Consider the following 23,769-nt stretch of genomic DNA (forward strand, 5'->3'; position numbering starts at 1 on the left):
GGACCAGCTGCGCTCACCGTCGATAGGCAGGGGTCTTGGCGCGGGAAGCGTCGTTCGGGCCAGCCGGGCCAGATAGTCGTGCAGCCACGCCACCTCGCCATGTGCATCGCTAACCTCAGCCGGCCAGCGGACTGGTCGAGCCGGTGGAGCACTGTCAGGTTGGTTCTGACCGTGTTCTGTGACGTCAGATCTCCCTGAATTCCGACGGCACCTGCTTGTCGGGCTGGAACTTGCAGTCCTTGAGGTCGTGCGCGTACGCCTTCACCGTGTTCGGCGAACGACGCTGATCAGTCAGGTGCGACAAGAACTGCTCGTCCGGCACCACCTGGCGCCAGTCATCGCCCAGCACGGTCCACGACTCTTCACCAGCCCCGACAGGAGCCACCCGCTGTACCCACATCGACTCTCCCGCCGTGTCGTAGACACGAGAACCTAGGGCTGTCCAACAGGACAGCCAGGGACGCCCGTCGGCGAGTCCGCGACGTGTTGAACACCTGACCTGCGACCTCAGATAACGCCGTACGCCGGCGGGCAGCTGGGCACTGGCCGCGACCGCGACGTCGGGGAACCGGTGGGTCAGGTCTTTGCGCTGCCGCGACCACAACCTCGCTCCGCTGCCGGAGCGCACTATGGCGAGCCGGCTAATTGACTCAACTCTTCAGCGTGCCGGTCGGCTCGTCGGTCGGTGGGCTGGAGAGGATCTGCGGATGGCAGTTGTTGAATTGGGGCCGGGTGGTGCGGTTTGAGTCAGGGCTGCGATGGCGGTGCTGTTCCCGGACGATTCGGAGCACCTGGCTGCTCGTACCAATCTGACCGGTGGTCCCTGGGGCATCGTAGGGTTAGGCACGGCAACCTAAGCGATCCGGTCAGACCACAACCAAGCAGGTGACAGCTTTGGCGCAGGACCTCGATCCTGAACTCGCGAGGAGCATGAGAGCCGCGTTCGGAGGCGTCGGCGAGGGTCCGCGGCCCGACCCGATCGCGGCGGCAGTACGCAGAGAAGCGGCACACGAGTCCGCGAAGCAGGCTGCCGCAACAGAGCAGGCCCGCGCAGAACGCGGCAGCGGAGAAGCACGCTCTCGTCGATGCGATCGGGACGGCGCGGGACACCATCAGCGCCGCGAGCCGCGGCGTGGCCGAGGCCGGCGCGCAAGCACCCACGGCCGACGACCTCCGCGACGCCCTGGGGACCACCTTGGCCGTGCACGCAACTGCCGACCGGACCGCGACCGAGCAGACCATGGCCGGGCAGCCCGAGACCGCCGTGGCCGCCGCGCAGACTGCGGAACGTAGGCAAGCAACGCAGCACCTCGCCCAGACCGTCCGCGCCTGGGGGGAGCGAATGGCGCAGGTGGCAGAGGCGATCAAGCCGCTTGAAGATCAGCTGCGGACTGCGCAAACGACGCTCGGAGACACCGCCACCAAAGCGCCTGAAGCCCTGCGCACCGACTTCGATCGCTTGCACACGGCGCTCCAGACGAATCAGGACTCGATGGCCACCCTCCACCGGAATCTCGAGTCCATGTCCTCCCGTGCTGAGTTCGCTGCCGGCTACACGCCGACACCGCCGGGGCTGTCTCCCGATGGGGGTGTCGTCTTGGCAGACACCTTCACGACGGACGAACTCACTTCCGACCTAGCAGCAGAGTTGGACGAGCGCCTGGGCCGCGTCACACCGGGTGCGGCACTCGATCAGCTCCGGTCCGACCTGAGCAAGACCACGTTCCAGATCGACGAGTTGGCGTCCCGGATCGACAGTTCCGAACCGGCTGCCGCCTCGGTGCAGGCCTCGCAGCGAGCGCAAGGCGCGCGCGACTCGGTGCACCGTGATACACGGGGGGCACTACGTGGCTCAAGTCCCGCACGGTGACACTTGGTGCACGAGCTTCCGCAGCGAAAGCTACGTCCTGGGATCACACCTTGACGGGGTTCAGTGAATGTAGCCGTCCCATTTGGGTTCAGCGCGATCGAGCCGGGCTTGAAACGGGTCGGGATGGTCTCCACCGAGTGAGTCAGCTCGACGTCGACCGGGCCGGCCAGATCGGCGGGCAGCCGGACCACGGCCGAGTCAATGCGCCGTGCTCGGTCAGGCATCGTCGTCTCGCGGATCCGGGCGGCGCTGCGGCTGGTGAACAGTCGACCAGTCGACCAGGCTCACGCTCGCGTCCTGGTCGCGGTTGTTCGGGCAGTGCGGTGAGTGGACCAGGACGTCGACCGCCCCGTCGCACCTGCCGCACCGCCAGGCCATGGCCGTTAGCTCATATCGCCGTACGGGGCCGGAACAGCGCATTCGACTCCGTCGCCGACGGGTGGCCGGCGTAGTGTCACCAGCGGCTTAGATCACAACGAACATTCCGGCCCGGGCTGCAATCAGTACTACGGCTGCCGCGGGGTCGGCGCGACCTTCGCCAGGCGGCCGGCCAAGAACGCTCGCATGACCTGGGCGACCTCCGGGTAGGACTGCGCGCCGGAGAATAGTGTCCGCACGGCGGCCGCCCCTGCGGGGTGGCATAGTCCGGCGTAATTGCAACGCGGAGTTGCATCAACGAAGGATGGCAGATGACCAACTCGCTTTTCTACACCGGCCCGTCGATCACTGTCCTGCACGAGGAGTACGCGAAGAAGAGCCGGATCGACGACCGGGCCGCGATCCAGGGGCGCCGGGAGATCGTCATCGCGGCGCCGATCGAGCGGGTCTGGCAGAAACTGAGCGATGTCCCGAGCTGGGACACCAACCTCGAGCCCGGCGTGAAGGACATCCAGCTTGAGAACGGCGTCACGGTCGATGGCCGGTTCACCCGGGCCAAAAGCGGCGCGAAGATGAAGGCGCGCTTCGCCGTCGTCGACGGCCCGCACGAGATCGCCTGGACAGGCGCGGCCTTCGGCGCCAAGGTCGTCCACCGCTTCACCCTGGAGTCCACCGGCGAGAACTCCACCCGGGTCGTCGTCGAGGAGTCGATGGCCGGCCCGCTCTTCGGCCTCTTCTTCAACTCCAAGAAGCTCGGCGCCGTGCTGGTCGAGTCGCTGGACACGCTGAAGCGGGCTTCCGAGGGCTGAGGGTTCGATCCCCGCCCGCCCGGCGAGCGGCGGGCGGGGCCGTAGTACTCAGGCTGAGATCGGCAGCGGGGTCCGCTCGACGTGCAGGATCCGGTGCAGCCAGGTGACCGCGAGGATCCGGATCACTGCGGGCAGCGGGTGACGGAGGACCAGTTCCACCTCGACCTCGTCGCCGATCGCCACACCGGCGGCGTTGCTGAGACCGAGCAGGTGACGGCCGCGCAAGATGGCGACGCGGCTCCTCCAGCAATGCCCGTTGACCGTGATCGTCACCGGCGGACGCGCGCCCCGCCGAGCGCCGCTACCACCTCGGACGGAACTTCCAGACCCCGCATGGGCTCAGGCGGCTCGACGTAGGCCCGAAACTTCATGATCTCCTCCTGTTCGTCCTGCCAGGGTCACAGCTGTCCGGGACGGCGGCGGCAGGCGGCCCGCCGTCCCGGACGGGCTGGGAGACAAAGACCGCGGCTACTCCGCGTAGGGCTGGTCGGTTCCTTGGGCGCTGTAGCCGACACTCCAGATGTAGCCGTCCGGATCGGCGAAGGTACCGCCGTACCCGCCCCACGGCAGAGCACCGGCGGGCTTGAGGACCGTGGCGCCGGCCTTCTCCGCCTCCGCCATCACCTCATCGACCCGGACCTCACTACGGACGACATAGGTCAGAACCAGCCCGCTGAAACCGCTGCCTTCCTGGTCCGTGCCCACCTGGCCGGCCAGGCCTTCGCGGCCGTAGAAGCCGACGGGCGAGGCGCCGTCCGCTTCGAAGAACACCGAGATGCGGTAGTCGCTCTGGATCTTCCAGCCGAGCCCCTCGACGTAGAACTGCTTGGCCCGGTCCATGTCCCTGACACCAAGAAGAATCGAGCTGACGTGTGCCTTCATGTCCTACTCCTCAAATATGGATGATCATGTGATGCATGGGTGGTTATGTGCCCGGCCGAGCATCCCGGCAGATACGGACGCCACCCCGGCGCATGTGTCGCCGCCCCGATCTGGGGGGTGATTGTCTTGTCGTTCGAGGGCATCGAGTTCATCTCCCTCAAACGACACGCTACGTAGCGTTGCATTGCGTTTAGATGGTAGATCAACGGCCGACCGCGCGTCAATACGAAACGTGTCGTAGCGTCTGTGCGGTAGTATCGAGCCATGAACCCTGGCTCAAAGCCGGAGCGCCGCAACGCCCAGTCCCGCAGGGCCATCCTTGACGCCACCAACGAGCTGATCGCGCGCAACGGCTACGCTCACGTGACAATCGAAGCCATCGCCAAAACAGCCGACGTCGGCAAGACCACGATCTATCGCTGGTGGCCGTCCAAGGGCGCTCTCACCCTCGACGCGCTGAAGGACCGCATCAGCGACGCGATCGACTTCCCCGACACCGGTGACATCCGCGCCGACCTGTGCACCCAGATGACCGAGGTCATCAGGCTGCTCATCGGCGACGTGGGCACCGTCTTCCGGGGCCTGATCGGTGAAGCCCAGAGCACCCCGGCCATCGGCGCGGCCATCCTGGACGCCCTCGTCGAACCACCCACCCGAGCCTGCCAAGCCCGCCTCGACCACGCCATAGCCGCCGGCCAGCTCCGCGCCGACATCCCCACCCGGACCATGGTCGAGATGATCTACGGAGCGATGTACTACCGGCTCCTGCTCGGCACCGACACCCTGCACCCGCAGGACGTCCCCGACCTCATCGACAACACCCTGACCGGACTACGCCCCCGGGCCACCTGAAGCAGCCCGTCTCCACTGGCCGGTCCCGCCCGGCGGCGCGTTCGATCGAACCACCGCGCTGGCCGCCCGGTACCTGCAGGTGCCGATCTCGATCGTCACCCTGGTCGACAGCGACCGGATCTGGTCAAGTCCCGCTACGGCCTCGACGTCGACCAGATCGACCGCGAACCGGGATTGTGCGCCTCCGCGATCCTGCAGGGTGAACCGTGGGAGATTTCCAACGCTGCCGTCGACCCCCGCACCCTCCTCAATCCCCTGGTGACCGGATCACTGGGTCTGCGCTTCTACCTCGGCATCCCGCTGACCACCAACGACGGGCACAACCTGGGCACCCTGTGTGCAATCGACCGCGAACCCCGCCACGCGACGCCGGATCAGGTCGCCACCCGCCAGGATCTGGCTGCGGTGGTGATGGACGAGCTGGAGCTGCGCCTCTGCGATGCGAGTGGTCGCCCTGGAAGAACAAGCCCGCCAGCACGCCGAGACAGCCGCTGCAGCAGCCCGAAGAGACGCCGTGACACTCCAGGACGGGATGAACTCCAACCGCCAGATCCGGACCCTCGATGCAACCGGAGCATCGCGCCAACCGGTACTAAACGGTGAGAAAGCGCCCGAGACGACCCGGAGGATGCGTGGCCACCGACCGCGACAAGGAATTTACCAGCTACGTGCACAGCGATCGAGGGCGGATGATCCGCCTGGCGCGGCTGCTGGCCACCGGTGACGTGCACTGGGCCGAAGACCTGGTGCAGACCGCTCTCACCAAGCTGTACCTGAAGTGGGGAGCGGTCCGGCCGGAGGTCGGCGCCGCCCGGTACGCCGACAAGATCCTGGTGAACGTCTTTATCGACGAGAAGCGCCGGTTCTGGCGTCATCGCGAGACGTTGACCGAGGAGCTGGCCGAGGCCGGGCCACCGGCCGGCAGTGGTAGCGGCGCCGAGGACCGGCTGACCATCCTGGCGGCCTTGGCGGAGCTGCCGAAGCGGCAGCGGGCCGCCGTCGTTCTGCGGTTCTTCGCCGATCTGGACGTGGCGACGGTCGCGGAGCTGATGACGTGCAGCCAAGGCACCGTGAAGAGCCAGACCGCTCGTGGGCTGGACACGTTGCGCGACCTCATGACCGAACCCCTGGACACTTTGGAGCACGTGCGATGACTGACCTGAAGAACCTGCTCGACCAGGCCGCCGGATACGAGACGGCCGCCACGGACACCGAGGTCGCCGCCGACCTCAACCGGTCCAAGAAGGCCGCGCGCCGCCGCCGGTTCACCGGGGCTGGTCTGACGGCCGGAGCCGCGGTGGTAACCATCGCCGCGCTCGCAGTACCACTCGTGATGTCGGGTGGCTCCGGTTCCACCGTTGCGGCGCCGCCTGGGGCGGTCACCAGCTCGGACGGGCCGGCGAAGGTGTCGACGGCCGGCGAGCTGCTGCTGGTCGCCGCGGCCCAGGAGGAGAAGGCCGAAGCGACGGCGGGCAAGTACTTCCGGGTCCGGACCGTCTACAGCGGTGAGTGGACCGTGACGAGCGACGGCCGGGTGACATGCTGCGGGTCGCAGCCGGCCGGCCCCGGTGGATATAAGCTGCGGGAACTGCGAGTGACGGAGCAGTGGACCGGGCTGAAGGGCGGGACCGCGTTCGTGGGCTATCGCTCGCTTGGTGCGCGGCCGGCGACGGCTGCCGACACAGCGGCCTGGAAGCGGGCGGGTGCGCCGACCAGCTGGAACACCGGGCCGAGCGACACCGTCGACAAGCACGACCTGATCCTGTCGACCAAGCCGGGCAAGGGACAGCTGACCGAGCTGCAGAACGGGGCCGACCTGTACTCCGCACTCGGACTGCACGCAACGTTGCGGGACGTCCTGGCACTGCCGACCGATCCCGCGGCACTGCGTTCGGTACTGCTGAAGGCACAGAGCGAGCTAGCTCCTGACGCCTCCGAGGTGTCGGCACTCGCGCAGATCTCTTCCGGTCTGCTCAGCAACACGCCTGCTCTGCCCAAGGTCCGGGCAGCGGCGTTCCGATTGCTGGCCGGCCTGCCGGGCGCCACGGTCACGCCGAACGTGAGCGACCTGGTCGGCAGGCAGGGGACGGCCGTGAGCTTCTCCTTCCCGCAGTACCAGCTCGAGCTGCAGCTGATCATCCAACCGAAGACCGGCAAGCTGCTGAGCAGCCGCCACACCGGCGGCAAGAACGGCGACAGCACGGTCCTGCTCTCGGGCTGGACCGACAACACCCCGCAGGTCCCGCCGGCCGCGATCAAGTGAGCTGAGGCCCGCGGCAGCAGCGCACTCACTGGCCACGGCGGCGGTAGTACTACGCCGCCGTGGCCAGCTGACGGCGACGCAGTGCGAGTACGCAGGCGAGGGCGGCCATGGCCAGCAGGGTGGTTGCTCCGATGGCCAGTCCCAGACTCGTGCCCGTCGCTCGGTAGACGCAGGACACTTCGGCCGCATCAGCACCGACCGGTACCGCTATCAGCCCTGCCGTCAGATGTACGAAGAAGTTGCCGAGGACGGAAGGCGGCGCTACACCGTCGCCGAGATCGCAGCCGAATTCGGCGTCACCCGCCCCACGATCTACCGGCACCTGTCGAAGCCGTAGACGGCATCGGGTCCACAGAGACCACCTGCATCGGAACGCTGGATGCCGGTAACTCGACCCTGATCGGCCCGCTGACGCCACTGACGCTCCGTTGCCGCTCAAGCCTGATCACATCCTTGGCACCAACTGCTGTACCGCTGACCCACGGCGATCGACGGACGGGTCACGACCGCACCCTGCAGCCGCTGCTGCAGTACCGGGGACTGCGTCACCGCCAAATCCGGGCTCGTTTGCCGCTGGTGACACGTTCCTTACCGACACCCCTCGTAGCGCCGTTTCGGGTCGATCGATCGTCGCGCCCACGAAACGCTGGTTTCGTGCGTATTTGGTTTGGTTTTGGAAACGCCGTACCGGTTATGCGGTTTTGTAATTGCTAACTCCTACGCTCCGGGCATGGAAACTGTGGGGCGTGAGGACGCTGGGCGATGCGGCTACAGCAAGTGCCGGGCAGAACTACCGGCGCCTGGGATGCAGGGCGGACGGCCGCGGAGTTTCTGCCGGGACACCCGCTGGGAGGGCGGCCGGAATTGCTCGCAGATGGCGCGGGCTGAGCGGGAGGCGTTGGGTGCGCTGGGGCTGGACGCCGGGAGCAACACGTTTCGGCTGGACGCCGAGCGACTGCGCGACCACCTGGACGCAGTACGGGGACCGGTGGATGCCCTGACCGCAGCACTGGCATCGGTGACGGCGCGACTGGATGAGGTCGAGGCTGCTGCTGTTGCTGCTGTGGAAACCGCGCACGGACAGGTCGCGGAGGCGGAGCGCACTCGAGTAGCTGCCGAGGAAGCGCGCGAGCAGGCAGAGAACCGCGCCCGGCAAAGTGCGGCTGCAGCGGAGCGGTCTGCGAAGGAGCGCGCCGAAGCTGTAGAGCGTGCCAACGCCGCAGCGCGCCAGGCACTACAGGCGACCGAGACCCTCGGCGCTGCCCGCCAAGAGGCCGACCACGCAACCACCGCCCAACGGGCCGCCGAGCTCCACGCCGTACGGCTGGAAGAGCGCGCTGTCGGCGCCGAGCGAGAGGCGCGCGACACCGCAGTACAGGCCGAGCGCGCGGCCGTACTGGCTGAGCGCGCGTCAGCAGAACGAGACGCCGCTCAAGCAGACCGCGATTCGTTGCGCGCCGAGCTGACCAACGAGCGGGACCGCCTACGCGCGTCCGAAGCGGCCCAGATGCAGGCAGACACGAGACGGCTAGCGCTGAAGGACCAACTCACCGCTGCCGAACAATCTCTTGAGCAGGCGAACCTCACACTCGAGACCGCGCAGCTGACAGCGGCAGATGCCCTTCGCGAGGCTGCAGCGGAGAAGACCCGGATCGAGGAGCTGGCCGACCGTCGGCGGACCGAGGACGCCATAGAGATCGCCCACCTACGCGCCGAACTAGAACACTTGAGGACCACCCGGCAGACCACTTCACGCCTACACCCCGACGACCTCCACTCCCTCCTAACCGCCGTCACCACGCACACCTCCCCCGCCGCGGCAGCCCTCGTCGGCTCCCCCACCGCCGCAGCTCCCGTCGGCTCCCCCACCGCCGCAGCTCCCGTCGGCTCCGCCACCGCCGCAGCTCCCGTCGGCTCCCCCAGCACCGCCCCAGTCCCCTAACCGCCGCCGGCGGCGGGCGCGGGCCCCACGGCACCGATCCAGTGGGCGCTCCCGCTCCGCCCGGGTCAGCCAGCCGCCTCTGTGCACGCCCTCAGCACACCTCAGTCGGGACGTACTCACCCCAAGCACAAGCACCCCGGCACCCAGGTCCGGCTGCCCCAGTCGTGGCGCCCTTGTGCATGGGGTGGGTAGATCTTCGGCTGGAGGTGCTCATCTCGTGCTCAAAGGCGGACCTGGTCCCGATGTGAGTGGGGGGGAGGGAGTCGGGGCGCGGGGGTTGTGTTGGGTGGGGGGTTGCGGAATTGTGGCTTAACTAGGAGGAACGTCATGGCAGACAAGGCGAATACTTCTCAGGGCGCCGGAGCCGCTCCCAGTGCGGACAGCCCGGCCGCCATCCGGAACGTGGTGCTGGTCGGGCCGTCGGGGGCCGGCAAGACCACCCTCGTCGAGGCGCTACTGGTCGCCTCCGGGGTGCTGACCAGACCGGGGTCCGTCCTCGACGGCACGACGGTGTGTGACAGCGACGAGGCGGAGATCCGGCAGCAGCGGTCCGTGGGCCTAGCGCTCGCACCGCTCCCCCATGCCGGGATCAAGGTGAACCTGATCGACACCCCGGGGTACGCCGATTTCGTCGGCGAGCTGCGGGCCGGCTTGAGAGCGGCGGATTGCGCTCTCTTCGTGATCCCGGCGAACGACACCGTCGACGAACCGACCAAGGCGCTGTGGCAGGAGTGCGACCAGGTCGGGATGCCGCGGGGCCGTCGTGATCACCAAACTCGACCATGCCCGGGCCAACTACGAGAACGCGCTCTCCGCTGCCCAGAACGCGTTCGGGGACAAGGTTCTGCCGCTCTACCTGCCGACCGGCGACGGCCTGGTCGGGTTGCTCTCCCAGACGCAGTACCAGTATGAAGGCGGCAAGCGGAGCACCCGCGATCCCGACCCGGCGTACGCGGACGAGCTCGAAGTGCTGCGCGGCACCCTGATCGAAGGCATCATCGAGGAGTCCGAGGACGAGTCGCTGATGGACCGCTATCTCGGCGGTGAGGAGATCGGCCAGGACGTGCTGATCGAGGATCTCGAGAGAGCTGTTGCTCGCGGATCCTTCTTCCCGGTCATCCCGGTCTGCAGCGGCACCGCCGTCGGCACGATGGAGCTGCTCGAAGTCGCGACCAGCGGATTCCCGTCGCCGCCCGAGCACCAGGTGCCCGAGGTGTTCTCGCCCCACGGCGTACCGAAGAAGAAGCTGCCCTGCGACCCGAACGGCCCGCTGCTCGCCGAGGTGGTGAAGACGACGTCGGACCCGTACGTCGGCAGGGTCAGCCTGGTCCGGGTGTTCTCCGGCACCATCAGGCCCGACACGACGGTTCACGTGTCGGGCCATTTCACGTCCTTCTTCGGCGAGGGCAACACCCATGCCGACCACGACGAGGACGAGCGCATCGGCACGCTGTCCTTCCCACTGGGCAAGCAACAACGACCCGCCCCGTCGGTGGTCGCGGGAGATCTGTGCGCGATCGGCCGGCTGACTCGTGCCGAGACCGGCGACACCCTGTCCGACAAGGCCGAGCCGCTGCTGCTCAGGCCGTGGAACATGCCCGAGCCGCTGTTGCCGATCGCAGTACAAGCGCATGCGAAGACCGACGAAGACAAGTTGTCGGTCGGCCTGCAGCGACTTGCCGCGGAGGATCCGACCCTGCGGATCGAGCAGAACCCGGAGACCCACCAGATCGTCCTGTGGTGCATGGGCGAGGCGCATTCGGACGTCGTACTCGATGCGCTTGCCAACCGGTACGGCGTAACTGTGGACACGGTGGAGCTTCGAGTGCCGTTGCGGGAGACCTTCGGCGGCAAGGCGAAGGGGCACGGCCGCCATGTGAAGCAGTCCGGCGGCCATGGTCAGTACGCCGTTTGCGATATCGAGGTGGAGCCGCTGCCGGAGGGCAACGAGTTCGAGTTCGTCGACAAGGTGGTCGGCGGGTCGGTGCCGCGGCAGTTCATCCCGAGTGTCGAGAAGGGCATTCGCGCTCAGATGGAGAGGGGTGTCGGCGCCGGATATCCGATGGTCAACATCCGGGTGACGCTGCTCGACGGCAAGGCGCACAGCGTCGACTCGTCGGACATGGCGTTCCAGATGGCCGGCGGGCTCGCGCTGCGCGAAGCGGCCAACGCGACCAAGGTGAATCTGCTGGAGCCCGTGGATCTCGTGTCGGTGCTGGTTCCCGACGACCTGGTCGGCTCGGTGATGAGCGATCTGTCCGGACGCCGCGGCCGGCTGCTCGGGACCGAACGCGTCGGCGACAACCGGACGCTGGTCAAGGCCGAGGTCCCGCAGGTCGAGATCACCCGCTACTCGATCGACCTGAGATCGCTCTCCCACGGCGCCGCGTCGTTCTCACGAACCTTCGCCCGCTACGAGGCCATGCCCGATTCCGCCGCCGCGAGAGTCAAGTCGTCCGCCTGACCACCCCGTACAACTAGGACAGTCGGCGGCGGACGTCTTTGCTGCGGAGGTACGCCGCCACGTCGTCGTACCGCTCGGCCTGGTTGGCGAACTCGATGTACGAGCGGACCCGGTGCAACCAGTCCAGCGTCGACGGCTTCACGGTCGCCAGCGCTTCGGTGAGGTGTCGCATCGACAGCGGCGGCTCGCCACCGGTCGCGAGCGCCTCGTCGATCACCCGGTCGACCGAGCGTTCCACCAGCGCACGCAGATCGGCACCGCTGAACATCGGTGCCTCCTTCGCCAGCGCGGACAGATCGAGCTCATCCGCCGGGACGTCCTTCAGCAGCACCTTGAGGATGTCCGCGCGGGCCGGTTCGTCCGGCGGCGGCACGAAGATGACCCGGTCGAACCGCCCCGGCCGCAGCATCGCTTCGTCGACGTCCCACGGCGCGTTCGTCGCGGCCAGGACCAGCAGCCCGTCGTTGTCGGAGCCGATCGCGTCGAGTTCCTGCAGCAGTACGTCGACCAGCCGGCGTGACTCCGAGCCGCCGTGCTTGTGCCGGGCGAAGGCCAGCGCATCCAGCTCGTCCAGGAACAACACGCACGGCGCGTTGGCCCGGGCGCGCTCGAAGGCGGCATGCAGATTCCGCTCCGAGACACCGAGGTACGGATCCATCACGTCCTCGATCCGGACGTTCACGAACGGCAGACCGCACTCGCCGGCGGTTGCCCGCGCCAGCAGCGTCTTCCCGCAACCAGGCGGACCGTAGAGCATCACGCCGCCGCCGGACCGGCGCCCGTACTTCTCGTACAGCTCCGGCCGGCTCAGCGGGAGGATGACCATCCGGTGGATGACCCGCTTGATCTCTTCCATCCCACCGACCTGGTCGAAGGTGGTGAGCTCCTTCGACACGTCGCCGGCGAGGTCCTCGGCGGCCTCAGGCCCGAGCTTCACCTTGACGCCGCTGCGGCTGGAGATCATCTCGTCCACCAACTGCTGCAACCGCCCGGTCCCCTCGACCACGCCGACCTGCCGCGCGGTTTCGAGGCAGCTCCGCAACAACGCGAGTCGCCCGTTCGCCGCTGCCAACTCGCCGACCGTCACCAGCTGATCGTCAGGGACGCCTTGCTGATCGAGCAGTACGACGTACTGATCGAGCGCCGCCTCGGTCTCGCCCGCCGTGACGAGGGACTCCGCCAGAACGAGCCGCAGCAGCACGTCGTCCGGGTTCGTCTCCACCGCCTTGCGCAGCGCGGAGATCCGGTCGTCGGTCATGAACCCCACCTTCGGTTGATCCAGCGTCGTACCAGCGGCGGCGCGACCCACGAGTACACACAGAACGCGAACCACGCTATCGCCACGGCAGCCGAGGCGGCACCGAGATGCGCAGCGCGCAGACCGTAGATCACAGCCACCACGCAGACCCAGACGACCAGCGGATTGAACCGTTGGAGCGGGCGCAACGGCCGGAGCAGCGGGTGGTTCGCCAGCTTGGCGTTGCGGGCCGCGTCGCGGAGATCCGCCTCACCTGGATGAGCCGCCGCCGCGGACGCGAGAGAGCGGTATCCCGTCCGCGGATCGCCGGTGAGCATCGACGCAGTACCGTGCAGCGCTCGCGCGTTCGGATCCTCGGGATCGTAGGAGAGCGCTTCCTCGGTGTGCCGGAACATCTCCTTGTCCTTGCCGAGCGCGAAGGCGACCTGCGCCCGGGCCGCGGAGACGGCAGCGCTCTCGGGAGCCTGCGAGGCAGCGCGTTCGACCAACGCACCAGCCTTCTCGGCCTGACCCGCGGCCAGGCAGACCATCGCGTAGCCGATCAGCAGATCCGGCTCGTTCGGATCGATGCTGAGCCCTTGCAGGAAGACCGACTCGGCCTCCGGCAAACGACCCTCGGCCCGCAGCGCCGAGCCCAGGATCTGGAGCAAGAGAGGCGACTGGCCGTAGTGGGACAAGCCATCACGCAGTACGTCGATAGCTTCGGTATTGCGGTCCAGTGCGTGCAGCGCCGCACCCCGGAAGAGGTAGGCCCGGTAGTCGAGGGCGGCATCGCCCCATAGACCCTGAAGCTCGTCGAGAGTGCGTTCGGGGTGACCGATCTGCAGCCAATGACCCGCCATCTGCAACCGGGACTCGGTTGGCTCACTCACAGCAGCACCGCCACGCCGGCGAGCAGGACCGCCTCGATCAGACCGCCGCCGATCACGGCAGCGATCCCCGGACCCCACAGCGAGCGGTAGTCCTGGCCACGCAACTGGAAGGCCCGGTCCATCGGGCGCTGGATCCTGAGCTGGGCGAGGCAGGTGACAACTGCGACGACGCGGATAGCGACCCGGATGCCGCTCGTCGTAGCGGTGTCGAGTAGCGCGATGACCACCGCGGCCACGATCAGGCCGGCCAGACCGGCCAGCAGGATCAACCGGCGCTTCGAAGGCTCGACACCGAGCCGGCGGGCGTTCAGGAACGCGATCACGGTCGTGGAGATGACGCCGCCGAAGAAGGCGACGTACGTCTGCGACATCAGCCGCCAGGGACGCACGGCCATGTCGACGCCGGCGCCGATGGTCGGGCGCAGCAGTTCGTCGGACATCGGGCTCCTGGTCACTGATCGGGTCGGGCGAACGCAGCTTAGGCCAGCCACACCACGATTGTCCCCGGTCTCCGGGGAAGCCTGACCGGCCCTTAGGGTGACGGGATGAGTGAGAACTGTCTTTTCTGCGGGATCGTCGCGGGCACCATTCCTTCGCAGCAGGTGGCGTCGAACGACCGGGCGATCGCCTTCATGGACATCAGCCCGGCCACTCGCGGACATCTGCTGGTGATCCCCCGGGCGCACTCCACGGATCTGCGGGAGTGCGCACCCGAAGACCTCACCGCGGCGACCCTGCTGGCCCAGTCGCTCATCTCCCGGGTCATCGAGCGTCTCGACGCCGACGGCGCGAACCTACTCAGCTGCATCGGCGCCGACGCCTGGCAAAGCGTGTTCCACACCCATCTGCACGTCATCCCCCGCTACAAGGACGACCCGCTCGAGCTCCCCTGGCACCCGACCCCCGGCGACTTGGACGCCATCGCCAGCACGGCCGCAGAACTCCGCTAGCGGCGAGCGACCAACTCGTAGACGGCCACAAGCTCGCCGATCAGCACTTCCCAGTCATACCGCCGTACTGCGGCGCGCCCGGCCTCGCGGAGCTTGTCGCGTTCGTCGGGTGAACCGAGGAGCCGCGAGGCCTGGTTGGCGAGTGCTGCGGCGTTGCCTGGCTCGAACAACTCCCCCAGTCGGCCGCCATCGAGCACCTGTCGGAAGGCCGCCAGGTCACTCGCCAGGACAGGCGCACCGGAGGCCATCGCCTCCAGCAGCACGATGCCGAAGCTCTCCCCGCCGAGGTGCGGAGCGACGTACACATCGGAACCGGCGAACATGTCCGCCCGGGCGACATCGTCGATCGCGCCGAGAAACAGAACGTTCTCCCGGCAGAACTCGGGCAGGGACCGCCGCGCATCGTCCGCCTGACCCGCGCCCGCGACTAGCACGCGGAGGTTCGGCCGTTCGGTGACTAGGTGAGGCACGGCGGCGAGCAGGACGGCCAGCCCCTTGCGCGGCTCGTCCATCCGGCCGAGGAAGCTGATCGTGCCGTCGGCCCCTTGCCACTCCGGTCGCGGCCGGCCGTGGAAGCGAGCGGTGTAGAGGCCGTTCGGGATCACCACCGCCTCGCCGCCGATGTGCTGGACCATCATCGAGCGGGCGTTCTCCGACACCGCGATCCGGGCGTCGAGCTTCTCCAGCGCCGGTCGCAGCAGTCCCGCGGCCGCGCTCATTGCCCGCGATCGCACCTGCCAAGTGTGGAACGTCGCGACGAAGGGACCGTCGCCGGACCAGAGCGCGATGATCGAGGCGCTCGGCGTCGTCGGCTCGTGGACGTGGACGACATCGAAGGCGCCATCGGCAAGCCACGCCCGGACCCGGGCCGCAGTACGAGGGCCGAAGGTCACCCGCGCGACCGAGCCGTTGTAGGGCACGCCGACGGCATGACCCGCGCTCACGACGTACGGCGGCGCTGGATGCTCCTCGTCGACCGGGGCCAGCACCGACACCTCGTGGCCGCGCGACAGCAGCGCCTCGGCGAGATCGCGAACGTGGTTCTGCACTCCCCCCGGCGTACCCAGGGAGTATGGGCAGACCAGACCGACCTTCACCAGTCCACTCCGCATCAGTCCACGAAGATCCGTTGCAGCATGTGCCAGTCCTGCGGGTGGGCGGCGATCCCCTCGGCGAAGGCGTCCGCGCAACGCTGCGTCATCGCCGCGGGACCACCCCGCTCGATCGTCTCGTGGAAGGTGATCACCAGGTCAGGGCCGTCGTAGTGCAGCGTGGCCGGGATCAGCGGCGCGCCGGTGCGGACGCTCAACGCGGCCGGGCCGGCCGGCATCCGGGTCTTCCGGCCGAAGAAGTCCACCGGTACGCCGCGCTCCGACAGGTCCCGATCGGCCACCAGGCAGACGAACCCGCCGGCGCGAAGGCGCTCCGCCAGTACGCCGAACACGTGGTCGTCGCTGCCGGTGAGCGCCAGCACCTCCATGCCGAGCTTCTTCCGGTAGGCGACGAACCGGTCGAACAGCGACTCCGGCCGCAACCGCTCGGCCACCGTCGAGACCGGCATCCCGGTCCGTCCGGCCCAGGCGCCCGCGTGGTCGTAGTTCGCCAGGTGTGGGAGGGCGCAGATCACACCGCGGCCCACCTCGTGCGCGTCGCGGAGCAGCTTCTCGTTGACGGTCCGGACCCGGCCGACGATCCGCTCGTCGTCCCACTCGGGCAGCCGGAACGCCTCCTGCCAGTAGCGCAGGTACGAGCGCATCCCGGCCGCGGTCAGCGCATCCAGCTCCGCCGGCTCAGCACTCGGTCGTACTACAGCCAGGTTGGAGCGCAGTTGTTGCACACCCCGCCCGTTCCGCCGCACAACGAAGGCGGCGACACGGTTGAACAGCCAGGTGACGACCGACTCGGGCAACCGGCGTACGAGCGTCCAGGCCAGCGCGAATGCCAGATCGACAGCGCGCTGGCGCAGAGCATCCACAGCTCAGTGGGTCGCCGGCGGCGACTGGCCGTCACCTGGTGGCGGGGGCGGCGTGCCGAGGCCGGCGTTGGCGGGGTCGGCGAGGACCTGTTTGCGGACGTTCAGGGTGCGCTGGATGACCGTGATCGTGCTGGCGACCGCGAGTGCCCAAAGGACGATCTTCAGCAGGATCGGCAGGTTGAGCACATCGGAGAAGAAGCCGATCACGAGCACGGCGACCAGCCGGTCCGAGCGCTCGGCGAGTCCGCCGCTGGCCTTCAGCCCGAGGCTTTCGGCCTTGGCCCGTGCGTACGACGTGGTCGCGCCCATCACCAGCGCCCACAGGGTGACCGCGGCCATCCATCGGGAGTGGCCCGCGCTGCCCGCGTAGTACAGGACGAGGCCGCCGAAGATCGCGCCGTCGCCGAGCCGGTCCAGCGTGGAGTCCAGGTACGAACCCCACTTCGACGACGTACCCGAGGTGCGGGCCATGTAGCCGTCGATCAGATCGGAGAAGACGAAACACGTGATCACCACGGCACCCAGCCAGATATGGCCGCGCGGGAAAAAGATCAGCGCACCGGCGCAGACACCGATGGTGCCGACCAGTGTGACCGCGTCGGCGCTCACGCCGAGCTTCAGCAAGAGGTTGGCGATCGGTGCGATCACCTTGGTCCAGAACTGCCGGAATCTGTTAAGCATGGCGACGCGATCGTAGACCAGGCACCGGACGATCGGGTGACAGCGCCACCCCGAAGGCGCACCATTGCCTCACTGGGAGGCGAAATGACCGTACGACGTTCCGCCGCGGCACGGCTCCTCCTCGCCCTCCTGCTCGTCTTCCTGACGACCGCCGGTTGCTCCGTGGCGCGGAGGGCGGATCAGGCCCGGCCACCATCGAGCCGGCCGCCGGTGGTGGTGCCGACGGTGGTCGCTCCACCGCAACCGGAGAGCCTCGACGGCACTGCGGGCGCACCCGGTCCGCAGGTCTGTACTGCGATCAGCGCCGGCCTCGGCAAGGAACTCGGCGTCAAGGTCACTGCGAAACCGTTCGCCTGGAGTGACGCCGGCCTGCCTGCGCTCGATCTGTGCACGCTGCTGCTCGACGACCGACCGGTACAGATCGGGATCAGCGCGCTCCCGAAGCAGCCCGATTCACTCAGCCGTCTTGCCAGCGGGCTCAACCGGGCCGTGCCCGAACTCGGCCCGGACGCGCGGCTCGGCGCCGCCCGCATGGTCTTCGCGGCCGGCGACCGGGTGATCCGGATCACTTCGCCGGGCGGGATCGACCGCAGTACGGCGACCGGGATCGATCGCGCCAAGGCGGTCGCGATCGGCCGGGCGGTGCGCGCCGCAGTACCGGCCGTACTGCGTGGTGCTCGGCAGGCGGACTCGGCCTGCCAGGTGTCCACGTCGGTGGCCGAGCGATTCGTCGGTGCGCAGGTGCAGCTGCGGCGGGACTATCGGGTGAAGGGGGCGTTGACCTGCATCTGGGGGACGTTCGACGCGACCGTGTCGATCGTCGAGTCGTTCTACCCCGACACCATCCCGGAGGCGGCCACGACTCCCCCGCCGGCCTTCGCTCCCATCGGCGCGCCCGGCTACTACCTGCCCGACCAGGGCGAACTCGTCTTCCGCGAAGGCCGCCGCGTCGTCCGCGTGACTGGCCTCACCGCCCCCGCCCGCCCCGTCAGCCTCGACACCCTGATAGGCATCGTCGGCCCACTCCTGCCCCTTTTCATCCGATAAAAGGCGGGCAGTTGTTCAGTCCGTCGGCCAGGACTTGGCGAGTAGGGCGCGGGTGTCGGAGAGGAGTTGCGGGAGGACCTTGGTCTGGGCGACGACCGGCATGAAGTTGGTGTCGCCGCCCCACCTCGGCACGACATGCTGGTGCAGGTGCGCCGCGATGCCCGCGCCGGCGATCTCGCCCTGGTTCATCCCGATGTTGAACCCGTGCGCCGCCGACACGATCCGGACCGCCCGCATCGCCTGCTGCGTCAGCTTCGCCACGTCGTCCACCTCGGCCCGCGTCAACTCGGTGTAGTCGGCGACATGCCTGTACGGCACGACCATCAGGTGACCGGGGTTGTACGGATACAGGTTCAGCACCGCGTACGCCGCGCCCGCCCGCGCCGCGATCAGCCCGTCGGCGTCGGACAACCCCGGGATCCGGCAGAACGGACACCCCGACCCCGCCTCGGTACTGGTCGGCTTGTTCTCCCCCGCGATGTACGCCATCCGGTGCGGCGTCCACAGCCGCAGGAACGGATCCGGCGCCCCGACCCCGTCCTGCCCGCTCAACTCCACCGGCTCGTACGGCGACGCAGCCGGCTCCCCTGGGTCGTCCGCGCCGGGCGGGACCGGGCCTTCCGTCATACCTGGGCGCGCTTCTTGACGGTGTCGACGATCTCGGCGACCGCGTCGGCGATCGGGATGCCGTTCTTCTGCGATCCGTCGCGGTAGCGGAACGAGACCGAGCCCGCGGCCATGTCCTCGTCACCGGCGATCAGCATGTACGGCACCTTCGCCTTCTGGGCGTTCCGGATCTTCTTCTGCATCCGGTCGTCGGAAGCGTCGACCTCGATCCGGATCCCCTCGGCCTTGAGCTGCGCCGCCACCTCGTACAGGTAGTCCACGTGGCCGTCGGTGATCGGGATGCCGATCACCTGGACCGGCGCGAGCCACGGCGGGAAGACCCCGGCGTAGTGCTCGGTCAGCACCGCGACGAACCGCTCGATCGAGCCGAACAGGGCCCGGTGGATCATCACCGGGCGCTGCCGGGAGCCGTCCGGGGCGGTGTACTCGAGCTCGAAGCGCTCCGGCAGGTTGAAGTCCAGCTGGATCGTCGACATCTGCCAGGTCCGGCCGATCGCGTCGCGGGCCTGGACGGAGATCTTCGGCCCGTAGAACGCGGCGCCCTCCGGGTCGGGGACCAGCTCCAGGCCCGGAGCCCTCGGCGACCTCGCGCAGCGTCTCGGTCGCCTCCTCCCAGACCTCGTCGGAGCCGACGGACTTCTCCGGGTTCCGGGTCGAGAGCTCGAGGTAGAAGTCGTCGAGCCCGTAGTCGGCCAGCAGGCCGAGCACGAAGTTCAGCAGGCCGCGGAGCTCGTCGCGCATCTGCTCACGGGTGCAGTAGATGTGCGCGTCGTCCTGGGTGAAGCCGCGGGCCCGGGTCATCCCGTGGATGACGCCGGACTTCTCCAGCCGGTACACCGTGCCGAACTCGAACAGCCGCATCGGCAGCTCGCGGTACGACCGGCCGCGCGAGTCGAAGATCAGGTTGTGCATCGGGCAGTTCATCGGCTTCAGGTAGTAGTCCTGACCCTGCTTGCGGATCTCGCCGTCCGGCCCGCGCTCCTCGTCCAGGTGCATGGGCGGGTACATCCCGTCGGCGTACCAGTCCAGGTGACCCGAGGTCTGGAACAGCTGCGCCTTGGTGATGTGCGGCGTGTAGACGAACTCGTAGCCGTCCTCGACGTGCCGCTGGCGGGAGTAGTCCTCCATCACCTTGCGGAGGACGCCGCCCTTCGGATGGAAGACGGCGAGGCCGGAGCCGATCTCGTCGGGGAAGCTGAACAGGTCGAGCTCGGTGCCCAGCTTGCGGTGGTCGCGCTTGGCGGCCTCTTCCAGGTGCGCGAGATACGCCTTCAGCGCGTCGCGGCTGTCCCAGGCGGTGCCGTAGATGCGCTGCAGTTGCTGGTTCTTCTCGCTGCCCCGCCAGTACGCCGCGGCGACGCGCATCAGCTTGAAGTTGCCCAGATAGCCGGTGGCCGGGACGTGTGGGCCGCGACAGAGGTCCTTCCAGGCGACGGTGTCGTCGCGCCGGATGTTGTCGTAGATCGTCAGCTCACCGGCGCCGACCTCGACCGAAGCACCCTCGGCGGCGTCGGCCGAGGCCGAGCCCTTGATCCCGATCAGCTCGAGCTTGTACGGCTCGGCGGCCAGCTCGGCGCGCGCGTCGTCGTCGGAGACCACCCGGCGGCTGAACCGCTGCCGCTCCTTGATGATCTGCTGCATCTTCTTCTCGAGCTTGGTCAGGTCGTCCGGCGTGAACGGCGTGGCCACGTCGAAGTCGTAGTAGAAGCCGTTCTCGACCGGCGGGCCGATGCCCAGCTTCGCGTCCGGGAACAGCTCCTGCACCGCCTGGGCCAGCACGTGCGCGGTCGAGTGCCGGATGATCGCGAGACCGTCGGCCGAGTCGCTCTTCACCGGCTCGATCTCGTCACCGTCCTCGACCACCTTGGCGAGGTCGCGCAGCTCGCCGTTGACCTTGGCGGCGATGGCGGAGCGATCCTGACCGAAGAGCTCGGCGAACAGCTCCCCGATCGTCGTCGTCTCGGTCACACTCCGCTCAGCCTCGCCCTCGACGCCGACCAGATGGACCTTGACTTCCGGCACGTTCACTCCTCGGGTAGGCCGGCCCACTGCAGGCCGTCACACCGCAGATGGTATCCATTCCGCCGCCCCGCCCCGACGCCCCATCCACAGGCCCGTCGGATGACACCGGACCTGACGAAAGTCGGGGGTCGGTGCCGCCTGAAGTCCGATGTGCGACCCCCTGGCGATTCCTAGGTTCGTAACCACACTACGAACCAGGGAAGGGCCCTCGTGATCAGCCTCGAAGGACTCACCAAGCGGTACGGCGAAACCACCGCCGTCGACGCTCTCGACCTCACCGTCGCGCCCGGCCGGGTGACCGGCTTCCTCGGCCCGAACGGCGCCGGCAAGTCCACCACGATGCGGATGATCCTCGGCCTTGACTCCCCCACCGCCGGGGCCCGCGCTCGTCGACGGCCGCCCGTACGCCGAGTGGCCGGTGCCGTTGCTCAAGGTCGGAGCCTTGCTGGACGCGAAAGCCCTGCATCCGCGCCGCAGCGCCCGCAACCACCTGATCGCGATGGCGCGCAGCAACGGCCTCCCGGTCAGCCGGGTGGACGAGGTGATCTCGGCCGTCGGCCTCGACTCGGTCGAAAGGAAGCGCGCCGGTCAGTACTCGCTCGGGATGGGCCAGCGACTCGGCATCGCCGGCGCACTGCTCGGCGATCCCGAGATCCTGATGTTCGACGAGCCGGTGAACGGCCTCGACCCGGATGGGGTCCGCTGGGTCCGCGATCTGATCCGCTCATTGGCCGGCGAGGGCCGGACCGTCTTCGTGTCCAGTCATCTGATGAGCGAGATGCAGCTGACGGCCGACCAGTTGGTGGTGATCGGCCGGGGCCGGCTCATCGCCGACGCCCCGATCAGCACGGTGATCGCGGGCTCGTCCCGGAGCGCGGTGCATATCCGCATCCCGGTGCCCACGGACCTCGCAGTACTGCGGGAGCGGTTGGCCGGCGAAGCGGATCAGGTCGACTCGTCCGCCGACGAGTTGATCGTCACCGGCGTACCGGCTGAGCGGGTCGGCGATCTGGCCCATGAACTCGGGATCCGCTTGCACGAGCTTCGGACCAAGCAGGCTTCGCTCGAAGAGGCCTATATGGAGCTCACCGCCGACAGCGTCCAGTACGGCGTGGCGGTGGCGTCGTGACGGACGCGATCCTGCACTTCGCGGAGGACCTGATGTCGTCCTGGTGGATCTACGCCACCCTGTTCGGCTTCGCGGCTCTCGACGGATTCTTCCCGGCCATCCCGAGCGAGACCCTGGTCGTGATGGCCGGCGTCTTCGCCGCGACCGGCGGACCCAACCTGTACGGCGTGATCGCGATGGCCGCCGCCGGCGCCTTCGTCGGCGACCATGTCTCGTACGCCTTCGGCCGCGGCGCGGGTGGACGGCTGATGGACCGTGCCAAACCGGGCACCAAGCGGTACGCGATGGTCGCCTGGTCCCGGAAAGCACTCGAAGAACGCGGCGGTCTGGTCCTGGTCGTCGCGCGGTACGTGCCAGGTGGACGCACCGCCGTCACGCTGACGATGGGCGCGGTCCGCTACCCACTGCGCCACTTCTCCTTCTTCGCTGCACTCGCGGCCGTCTCCTGGGGCGCCTACTGCTCGCTGGTCGGCTACATCGGCGGCAAGGCGTTCGAGGACAACCCGCTCAAGGGCGTCGCGCTGGGCATCGGTCTCGCGCTCGCCGTGACGGTGCTCGTGGAAGTCATCCGGCATCGGCGCCGCATCCGGCGTACCCCTGAACCTCAGCTTGAGACTGAGCCCGAGTTGGTCAAGGCAGGAGAATGATGAGCACGGCAACCATCACGGTCAAGCAGAGGTCGAGCGGTCTGACCGGAGCGATCGCGTCCGAATGGACCAAGCTGTGGACGGTCCGGTCGACCTGGCTGAACCTCGTCGGCGGCGCAGTACTGACTGTGCTGCTCGGAATCCAGTTCGGCTTCTCAACTGCCTACGACAACGCCCACCAGCCGCTGGGCGACGTGCCCGGCCAGACCGCGGTCGGTGGCGTCGGCGTCAGCTCGGTGCTGATCCTGCAAGTGGTCATCGCTGCTTTCGCGATGCTGCCCGTGACCTCGGAGTACTCGACCGGCAGCATCCGCTCGACGGTCCAATGGACACCCGTACGACGGAACGTGGTGCTCGCCAAGGCGACTGTGCTCGCGCCAGTGCTGTTCGGGTACGGGCTCCTGGTCGGCCTGCTCGCGACCGTCTCGGGTGGGCTAGCGATGGGCCACTGGGCTGATTGGGATGCGGCCACCCTGGTCGTCGATCTGCTGTCGATCGCGACCTACCTGACGCTGGCCGGGATCTTCACCGCCGGCATCGCGTTCTTGATCCGCAGTACGGCGGGGACCCTGACAGCGGCGTTCCTGGTGCTGATGATGATCCCGCTGATGCTCGCGCAGAGCAGCATCCGGGCACTCGTCTGGCTGGCCGCGCTACTCCCCGGTGGTGCCGGCCAGAACTTCCTCTCCGGCAGCACCGACCCACTCACCCCGCCCCTGAGCCTCGCCGTACTGATCCTCTGGGCGCTCGGAGGCCTCTGGATCGGCACAAAGGTCTTGGCCCGACGAGACGCCTGACCAGTTTGTACGACCGCAGGGGGTGGCTTTGTCAGCCACCCCCTGCGGTTCGTGCGGGTACTACGTCAGCGCGGGACGTTCAGCGCGATCGTGACCTGCTCGGCGACCTTCGCCGCGAGGTCCAGAGCCGCCCGGCGGGTGGCCGGCTGGAGCGCCGAGTGGTCGAGCGGACCCTCGGCGGCGATGTGCTGGTCGGTCGGGATGTCGATGACGGCCGCGGCCCGCGACTCGAAGTACGGGCGCAGTTGCTTCTCGACGTCCTTGTTCACGTCGCCGGGGCCGTTGCTGACCGCGATCACCGCGC

General features: G+C 68.3%; 25 protein-coding genes and 2 pseudogenes. 15 read left to right on the forward strand and 12 right to left on the reverse strand.

Translation table 11 applies throughout. The features are described 5' to 3' along the window. Positions 1 to 184: 184 nt before the first annotated feature. Positions 185 to 400 carry a site-specific integrase gene (locus F1D05_RS05240; RefSeq protein ID WP_185446263.1) on the reverse strand — a complete coding sequence of 72 codons (216 nt, stop codon included), beginning with the start codon at positions 398 to 400 and terminating at the stop codon, positions 185 to 187. A 732-nt stretch (positions 401 to 1,132) separates the two neighbouring features. Here F1D05_RS05240 and F1D05_RS05245 point away from each other — a divergent pair. After that, entirely contained in the window at positions 1,133 to 1,870 is a 738-nt protein-coding gene (locus F1D05_RS05245; RefSeq protein WP_185446264.1) for a hypothetical protein, read from the forward strand. A 689-nt stretch (positions 1,871 to 2,559) separates the two neighbouring features. Next, entirely contained in the window at positions 2,560 to 3,057 is a 498-nt protein-coding gene (locus F1D05_RS05255; protein ID WP_185446266.1) for an SRPBCC family protein, read from the forward strand. Between the two features lie 48 nt (positions 3,058 to 3,105). Here the strand turns inward: F1D05_RS05255 and F1D05_RS05265 are convergent, their stop codons facing one another. Both F1D05_RS05265 and F1D05_RS05270 read right to left on the reverse strand, forming a co-directional pair. Next, a complete protein-coding gene (locus tag F1D05_RS05265; protein WP_246486440.1) occupies positions 3,106 to 3,330 on the reverse strand; it encodes a DUF1905 domain-containing protein in 225 nt (74 codons plus the stop codon). Positions 3,331 to 3,525: 195 nt separating this feature from the next. Beyond that, on the reverse strand, positions 3,526 to 3,939 hold the full coding sequence (locus F1D05_RS05270; RefSeq protein WP_185446267.1) for a VOC family protein: 414 nt from the start codon (positions 3,937 to 3,939) through the stop codon (positions 3,526 to 3,528). Positions 3,940 to 4,203: 264 nt separating this feature from the next. On the opposite strand from F1D05_RS05270, the gene F1D05_RS05275 reads away from it, so the two are divergent. The 8 genes and pseudogenes from F1D05_RS05275 (at position 4,204) to F1D05_RS05305 (ending at position 11,460) form a co-directional block, all read left to right on the forward strand. Beyond that, the gene (locus F1D05_RS05275; RefSeq protein ID WP_185446268.1) at positions 4,204 to 4,791 is read left to right on the forward strand and encodes a TetR/AcrR family transcriptional regulator; all 588 of its coding nucleotides are present in this window, start codon (positions 4,204 to 4,206) and stop codon (positions 4,789 to 4,791) included. Positions 4,792 to 4,965: 174 nt separating this feature from the next. Then, positions 4,966 to 5,394 (forward strand): GAF domain-containing protein, encoded by a 429-nt coding sequence (locus F1D05_RS39775; RefSeq protein ID WP_246486441.1) that lies wholly within the window; start codon positions 4,966 to 4,968, stop codon positions 5,392 to 5,394. 29 nt (positions 5,395 to 5,423) lie between these two features. After that, entirely contained in the window at positions 5,424 to 5,945 is a 522-nt protein-coding gene (locus F1D05_RS05285; RefSeq protein ID WP_185446269.1) for a SigE family RNA polymerase sigma factor, read from the forward strand. Beyond that, the gene (locus F1D05_RS05290) at positions 5,942 to 7,054 is read left to right on the forward strand and encodes a CU044_5270 family protein (RefSeq protein ID WP_185446270.1); all 1,113 of its coding nucleotides are present in this window, start codon (positions 5,942 to 5,944) and stop codon (positions 7,052 to 7,054) included. The genes F1D05_RS05285 and F1D05_RS05290 overlap by 4 nt, the downstream gene beginning before the upstream one ends. 226 nt (positions 7,055 to 7,280) lie before the next feature. Further along, entirely contained in the window at positions 7,281 to 7,391 is a 111-nt protein-coding gene (locus tag F1D05_RS42825; RefSeq protein ID WP_185446271.1) for a TetR family transcriptional regulator, read from the forward strand. Positions 7,392 to 7,784: 393 nt separating this feature from the next. Then, positions 7,785 to 8,996, forward strand: a complete 1,212-nt coding sequence (locus F1D05_RS05300; protein ID WP_185446272.1) for a response regulator receiver protein — start codon at positions 7,785 to 7,787, stop codon at positions 8,994 to 8,996. 327 nt (positions 8,997 to 9,323) lie between these two features. After that, positions 9,324 to 9,689: pseudogene (locus F1D05_RS39785) on the forward strand (GTP-binding protein); the annotation flags it as partial. Positions 9,690 to 9,759: 70 nt separating this feature from the next. Next, on the forward strand, positions 9,760 to 11,460 hold the full coding sequence (locus F1D05_RS05305) for an elongation factor G-like protein EF-G2 (RefSeq protein WP_246486443.1): 1,701 nt from the start codon (positions 9,760 to 9,762) through the stop codon (positions 11,458 to 11,460). A 13-nt stretch (positions 11,461 to 11,473) separates the two neighbouring features. Here F1D05_RS05305 and F1D05_RS05310 read toward each other — a convergent pair whose 3' ends face one another. The 3 genes from F1D05_RS05310 to F1D05_RS05320 are packed head-to-tail and all read right to left on the reverse strand — an operon-like array spanning position 11,474 to position 14,030. After that, entirely contained in the window at positions 11,474 to 12,718 is a 1,245-nt protein-coding gene (locus F1D05_RS05310) for a tetratricopeptide repeat protein (RefSeq protein ID WP_185446273.1), read from the reverse strand. After that, complete coding sequence (locus F1D05_RS05315) at positions 12,715 to 13,590, reverse strand: tetratricopeptide repeat protein (protein WP_185446274.1); 876 nt, start codon at positions 13,588 to 13,590, stop codon at positions 12,715 to 12,717. Before F1D05_RS05315 ends, F1D05_RS05310 begins: the two co-directional genes overlap by 4 nt. After that, a complete protein-coding gene (locus F1D05_RS05320; RefSeq protein ID WP_185446275.1) occupies positions 13,587 to 14,030 on the reverse strand; it encodes a hypothetical protein in 444 nt (147 codons plus the stop codon). Before F1D05_RS05320 ends, F1D05_RS05315 begins: the two co-directional genes overlap by 4 nt. Before the next feature lie 105 nt (positions 14,031 to 14,135). On the opposite strand from F1D05_RS05320, the gene F1D05_RS05325 reads away from it, so the two are divergent. Further along, entirely contained in the window at positions 14,136 to 14,540 is a 405-nt protein-coding gene (locus tag F1D05_RS05325) for an HIT family protein (RefSeq protein WP_185446276.1), read from the forward strand. On the opposite strand, the gene F1D05_RS05330 is transcribed toward F1D05_RS05325, so the two are convergent. From F1D05_RS05330 to pgsA, 3 genes are all read right to left on the reverse strand, one after another. Continuing rightward, positions 14,537 to 15,589 carry a glycosyltransferase family 4 protein gene (locus F1D05_RS05330; protein ID WP_246486444.1) on the reverse strand — a complete coding sequence of 351 codons (1,053 nt, stop codon included), beginning with the start codon at positions 15,587 to 15,589 and terminating at the stop codon, positions 14,537 to 14,539. The two genes, F1D05_RS05325 and F1D05_RS05330, sit on opposite strands and share 4 nt — an antisense overlap. A 62-nt stretch (positions 15,590 to 15,651) precedes the next feature. Next, positions 15,652 to 16,515 (reverse strand): phosphatidylinositol mannoside acyltransferase, encoded by an 864-nt coding sequence (locus tag F1D05_RS05335; protein WP_185446277.1) that lies wholly within the window; start codon positions 16,513 to 16,515, stop codon positions 15,652 to 15,654. Between the two features lie 3 nt (positions 16,516 to 16,518). After that, on the reverse strand, positions 16,519 to 17,196 hold the full coding sequence (gene pgsA / locus F1D05_RS05340) for a phosphatidylinositol phosphate synthase (protein WP_185446278.1): 678 nt from the start codon (positions 17,194 to 17,196) through the stop codon (positions 16,519 to 16,521). A gap of 84 nt (positions 17,197 to 17,280) precedes the next feature. Between pgsA and F1D05_RS05345 the strand changes: the two genes are divergently transcribed. After that, positions 17,281 to 18,243 carry a hypothetical protein gene (locus tag F1D05_RS05345; protein ID WP_246486445.1) on the forward strand — a complete coding sequence of 321 codons (963 nt, stop codon included), beginning with the start codon at positions 17,281 to 17,283 and terminating at the stop codon, positions 18,241 to 18,243. Between the two features lie 15 nt (positions 18,244 to 18,258). On the opposite strand, the gene F1D05_RS05350 is transcribed toward F1D05_RS05345, so the two are convergent. Together F1D05_RS05350 and thrS are read right to left on the reverse strand one after the other, a co-directional pair. Beyond that, the gene (locus F1D05_RS05350; RefSeq protein WP_185446279.1) at positions 18,259 to 18,870 is read right to left on the reverse strand and encodes an HIT family protein; all 612 of its coding nucleotides are present in this window, start codon (positions 18,868 to 18,870) and stop codon (positions 18,259 to 18,261) included. After that, positions 18,867 to 20,892, reverse strand: a pseudogene (gene thrS, locus F1D05_RS05355) (threonine--tRNA ligase). Before thrS ends, F1D05_RS05350 begins: the two are co-directional and overlap by 4 nt. Positions 20,893 to 21,250: 358 nt before the next feature. Here thrS and F1D05_RS05360 point away from each other — a divergent pair. The 3 genes from F1D05_RS05360 to F1D05_RS05370 are packed head-to-tail and all read left to right on the forward strand — an operon-like array spanning position 21,251 to position 23,465. Then, positions 21,251 to 22,021 (forward strand): ATP-binding cassette domain-containing protein, encoded by a 771-nt coding sequence (locus F1D05_RS05360; protein WP_428994997.1) that lies wholly within the window; start codon positions 21,251 to 21,253, stop codon positions 22,019 to 22,021. Further along, a complete protein-coding gene (locus F1D05_RS05365) occupies positions 22,018 to 22,668 on the forward strand; it encodes a DedA family protein (protein ID WP_185446280.1) in 651 nt (216 codons plus the stop codon). Before F1D05_RS05360 ends, F1D05_RS05365 begins: the two co-directional genes overlap by 4 nt. Next, a complete protein-coding gene (locus tag F1D05_RS05370) occupies positions 22,668 to 23,465 on the forward strand; it encodes an ABC transporter permease (RefSeq protein ID WP_185446281.1) in 798 nt (265 codons plus the stop codon). The genes F1D05_RS05365 and F1D05_RS05370 overlap by 1 nt, the downstream gene beginning before the upstream one ends. A 65-nt stretch (positions 23,466 to 23,530) precedes the next feature. Here the strand turns inward: F1D05_RS05370 and F1D05_RS39790 are convergent, their stop codons facing one another. Then, positions 23,531 to 23,764, reverse strand: a complete 234-nt coding sequence (locus F1D05_RS39790; protein ID WP_246486446.1) for a hypothetical protein — start codon at positions 23,762 to 23,764, stop codon at positions 23,531 to 23,533. Between the last annotated feature and the right edge of the window lie 5 nt (positions 23,765 to 23,769).

The sequence above is a fragment of the Kribbella qitaiheensis genome (assembly GCF_014217565.1).
In the GTDB taxonomy this organism is placed as follows: Bacteria; Actinomycetota; Actinomycetes; order Propionibacteriales; family Kribbellaceae; genus Kribbella; species Kribbella qitaiheensis_A.

Bases quoted from the DNA above. Each gene is read 5' to 3' on its own strand.
- pgsA (WP_185446278.1), bottom strand. From the start codon at position 17,196: ATGCTTAACAGATTCCGGCAGTTCTGGACCAAGGTGATCGCACCGATC.
- F1D05_RS05275 (WP_185446268.1), top strand. From the start codon at position 4,204: ATGAACCCTGGCTCAAAGCCGGAGCGCCGCAACGCCCAGTCCCGCAGG.
- F1D05_RS05255 (WP_185446266.1), top strand. From the start codon at position 2,560: ATGACCAACTCGCTTTTCTACACCGGCCCGTCGATCACTGTCCTGCAC.
- F1D05_RS05290 (WP_185446270.1), top strand. From the start codon at position 5,942: ATGACTGACCTGAAGAACCTGCTCGACCAGGCCGCCGGATACGAGACG.
- F1D05_RS42825 (WP_185446271.1), top strand. From the start codon at position 7,281: ATGTACGAAGAAGTTGCCGAGGACGGAAGGCGGCGCTACACCGTCGCC.
- F1D05_RS05240 (WP_185446263.1), bottom strand. From the start codon at position 400: ATGTGGGTACAGCGGGTGGCTCCTGTCGGGGCTGGTGAAGAGTCGTGG.
- F1D05_RS05310 (WP_185446273.1), bottom strand. From the start codon at position 12,718: ATGACCGACGACCGGATCTCCGCGCTGCGCAAGGCGGTGGAGACGAAC.
- F1D05_RS05350 (WP_185446279.1), bottom strand. From the start codon at position 18,870: ATGACGGAAGGCCCGGTCCCGCCCGGCGCGGACGACCCAGGGGAGCCG.
- F1D05_RS05325 (WP_185446276.1), top strand. From the start codon at position 14,136: ATGAGTGAGAACTGTCTTTTCTGCGGGATCGTCGCGGGCACCATTCCT.
- F1D05_RS05320 (WP_185446275.1), bottom strand. From the start codon at position 14,030: ATGTCCGACGAACTGCTGCGCCCGACCATCGGCGCCGGCGTCGACATG.
- F1D05_RS05300 (WP_185446272.1), top strand. From the start codon at position 7,785: ATGGAAACTGTGGGGCGTGAGGACGCTGGGCGATGCGGCTACAGCAAG.
- F1D05_RS05345 (WP_246486445.1), top strand. From the start codon at position 17,281: ATGACCGTACGACGTTCCGCCGCGGCACGGCTCCTCCTCGCCCTCCTG.
- F1D05_RS05370 (WP_185446281.1), top strand. From the start codon at position 22,668: ATGAGCACGGCAACCATCACGGTCAAGCAGAGGTCGAGCGGTCTGACC.
- F1D05_RS05270 (WP_185446267.1), bottom strand. From the start codon at position 3,939: ATGAAGGCACACGTCAGCTCGATTCTTCTTGGTGTCAGGGACATGGAC.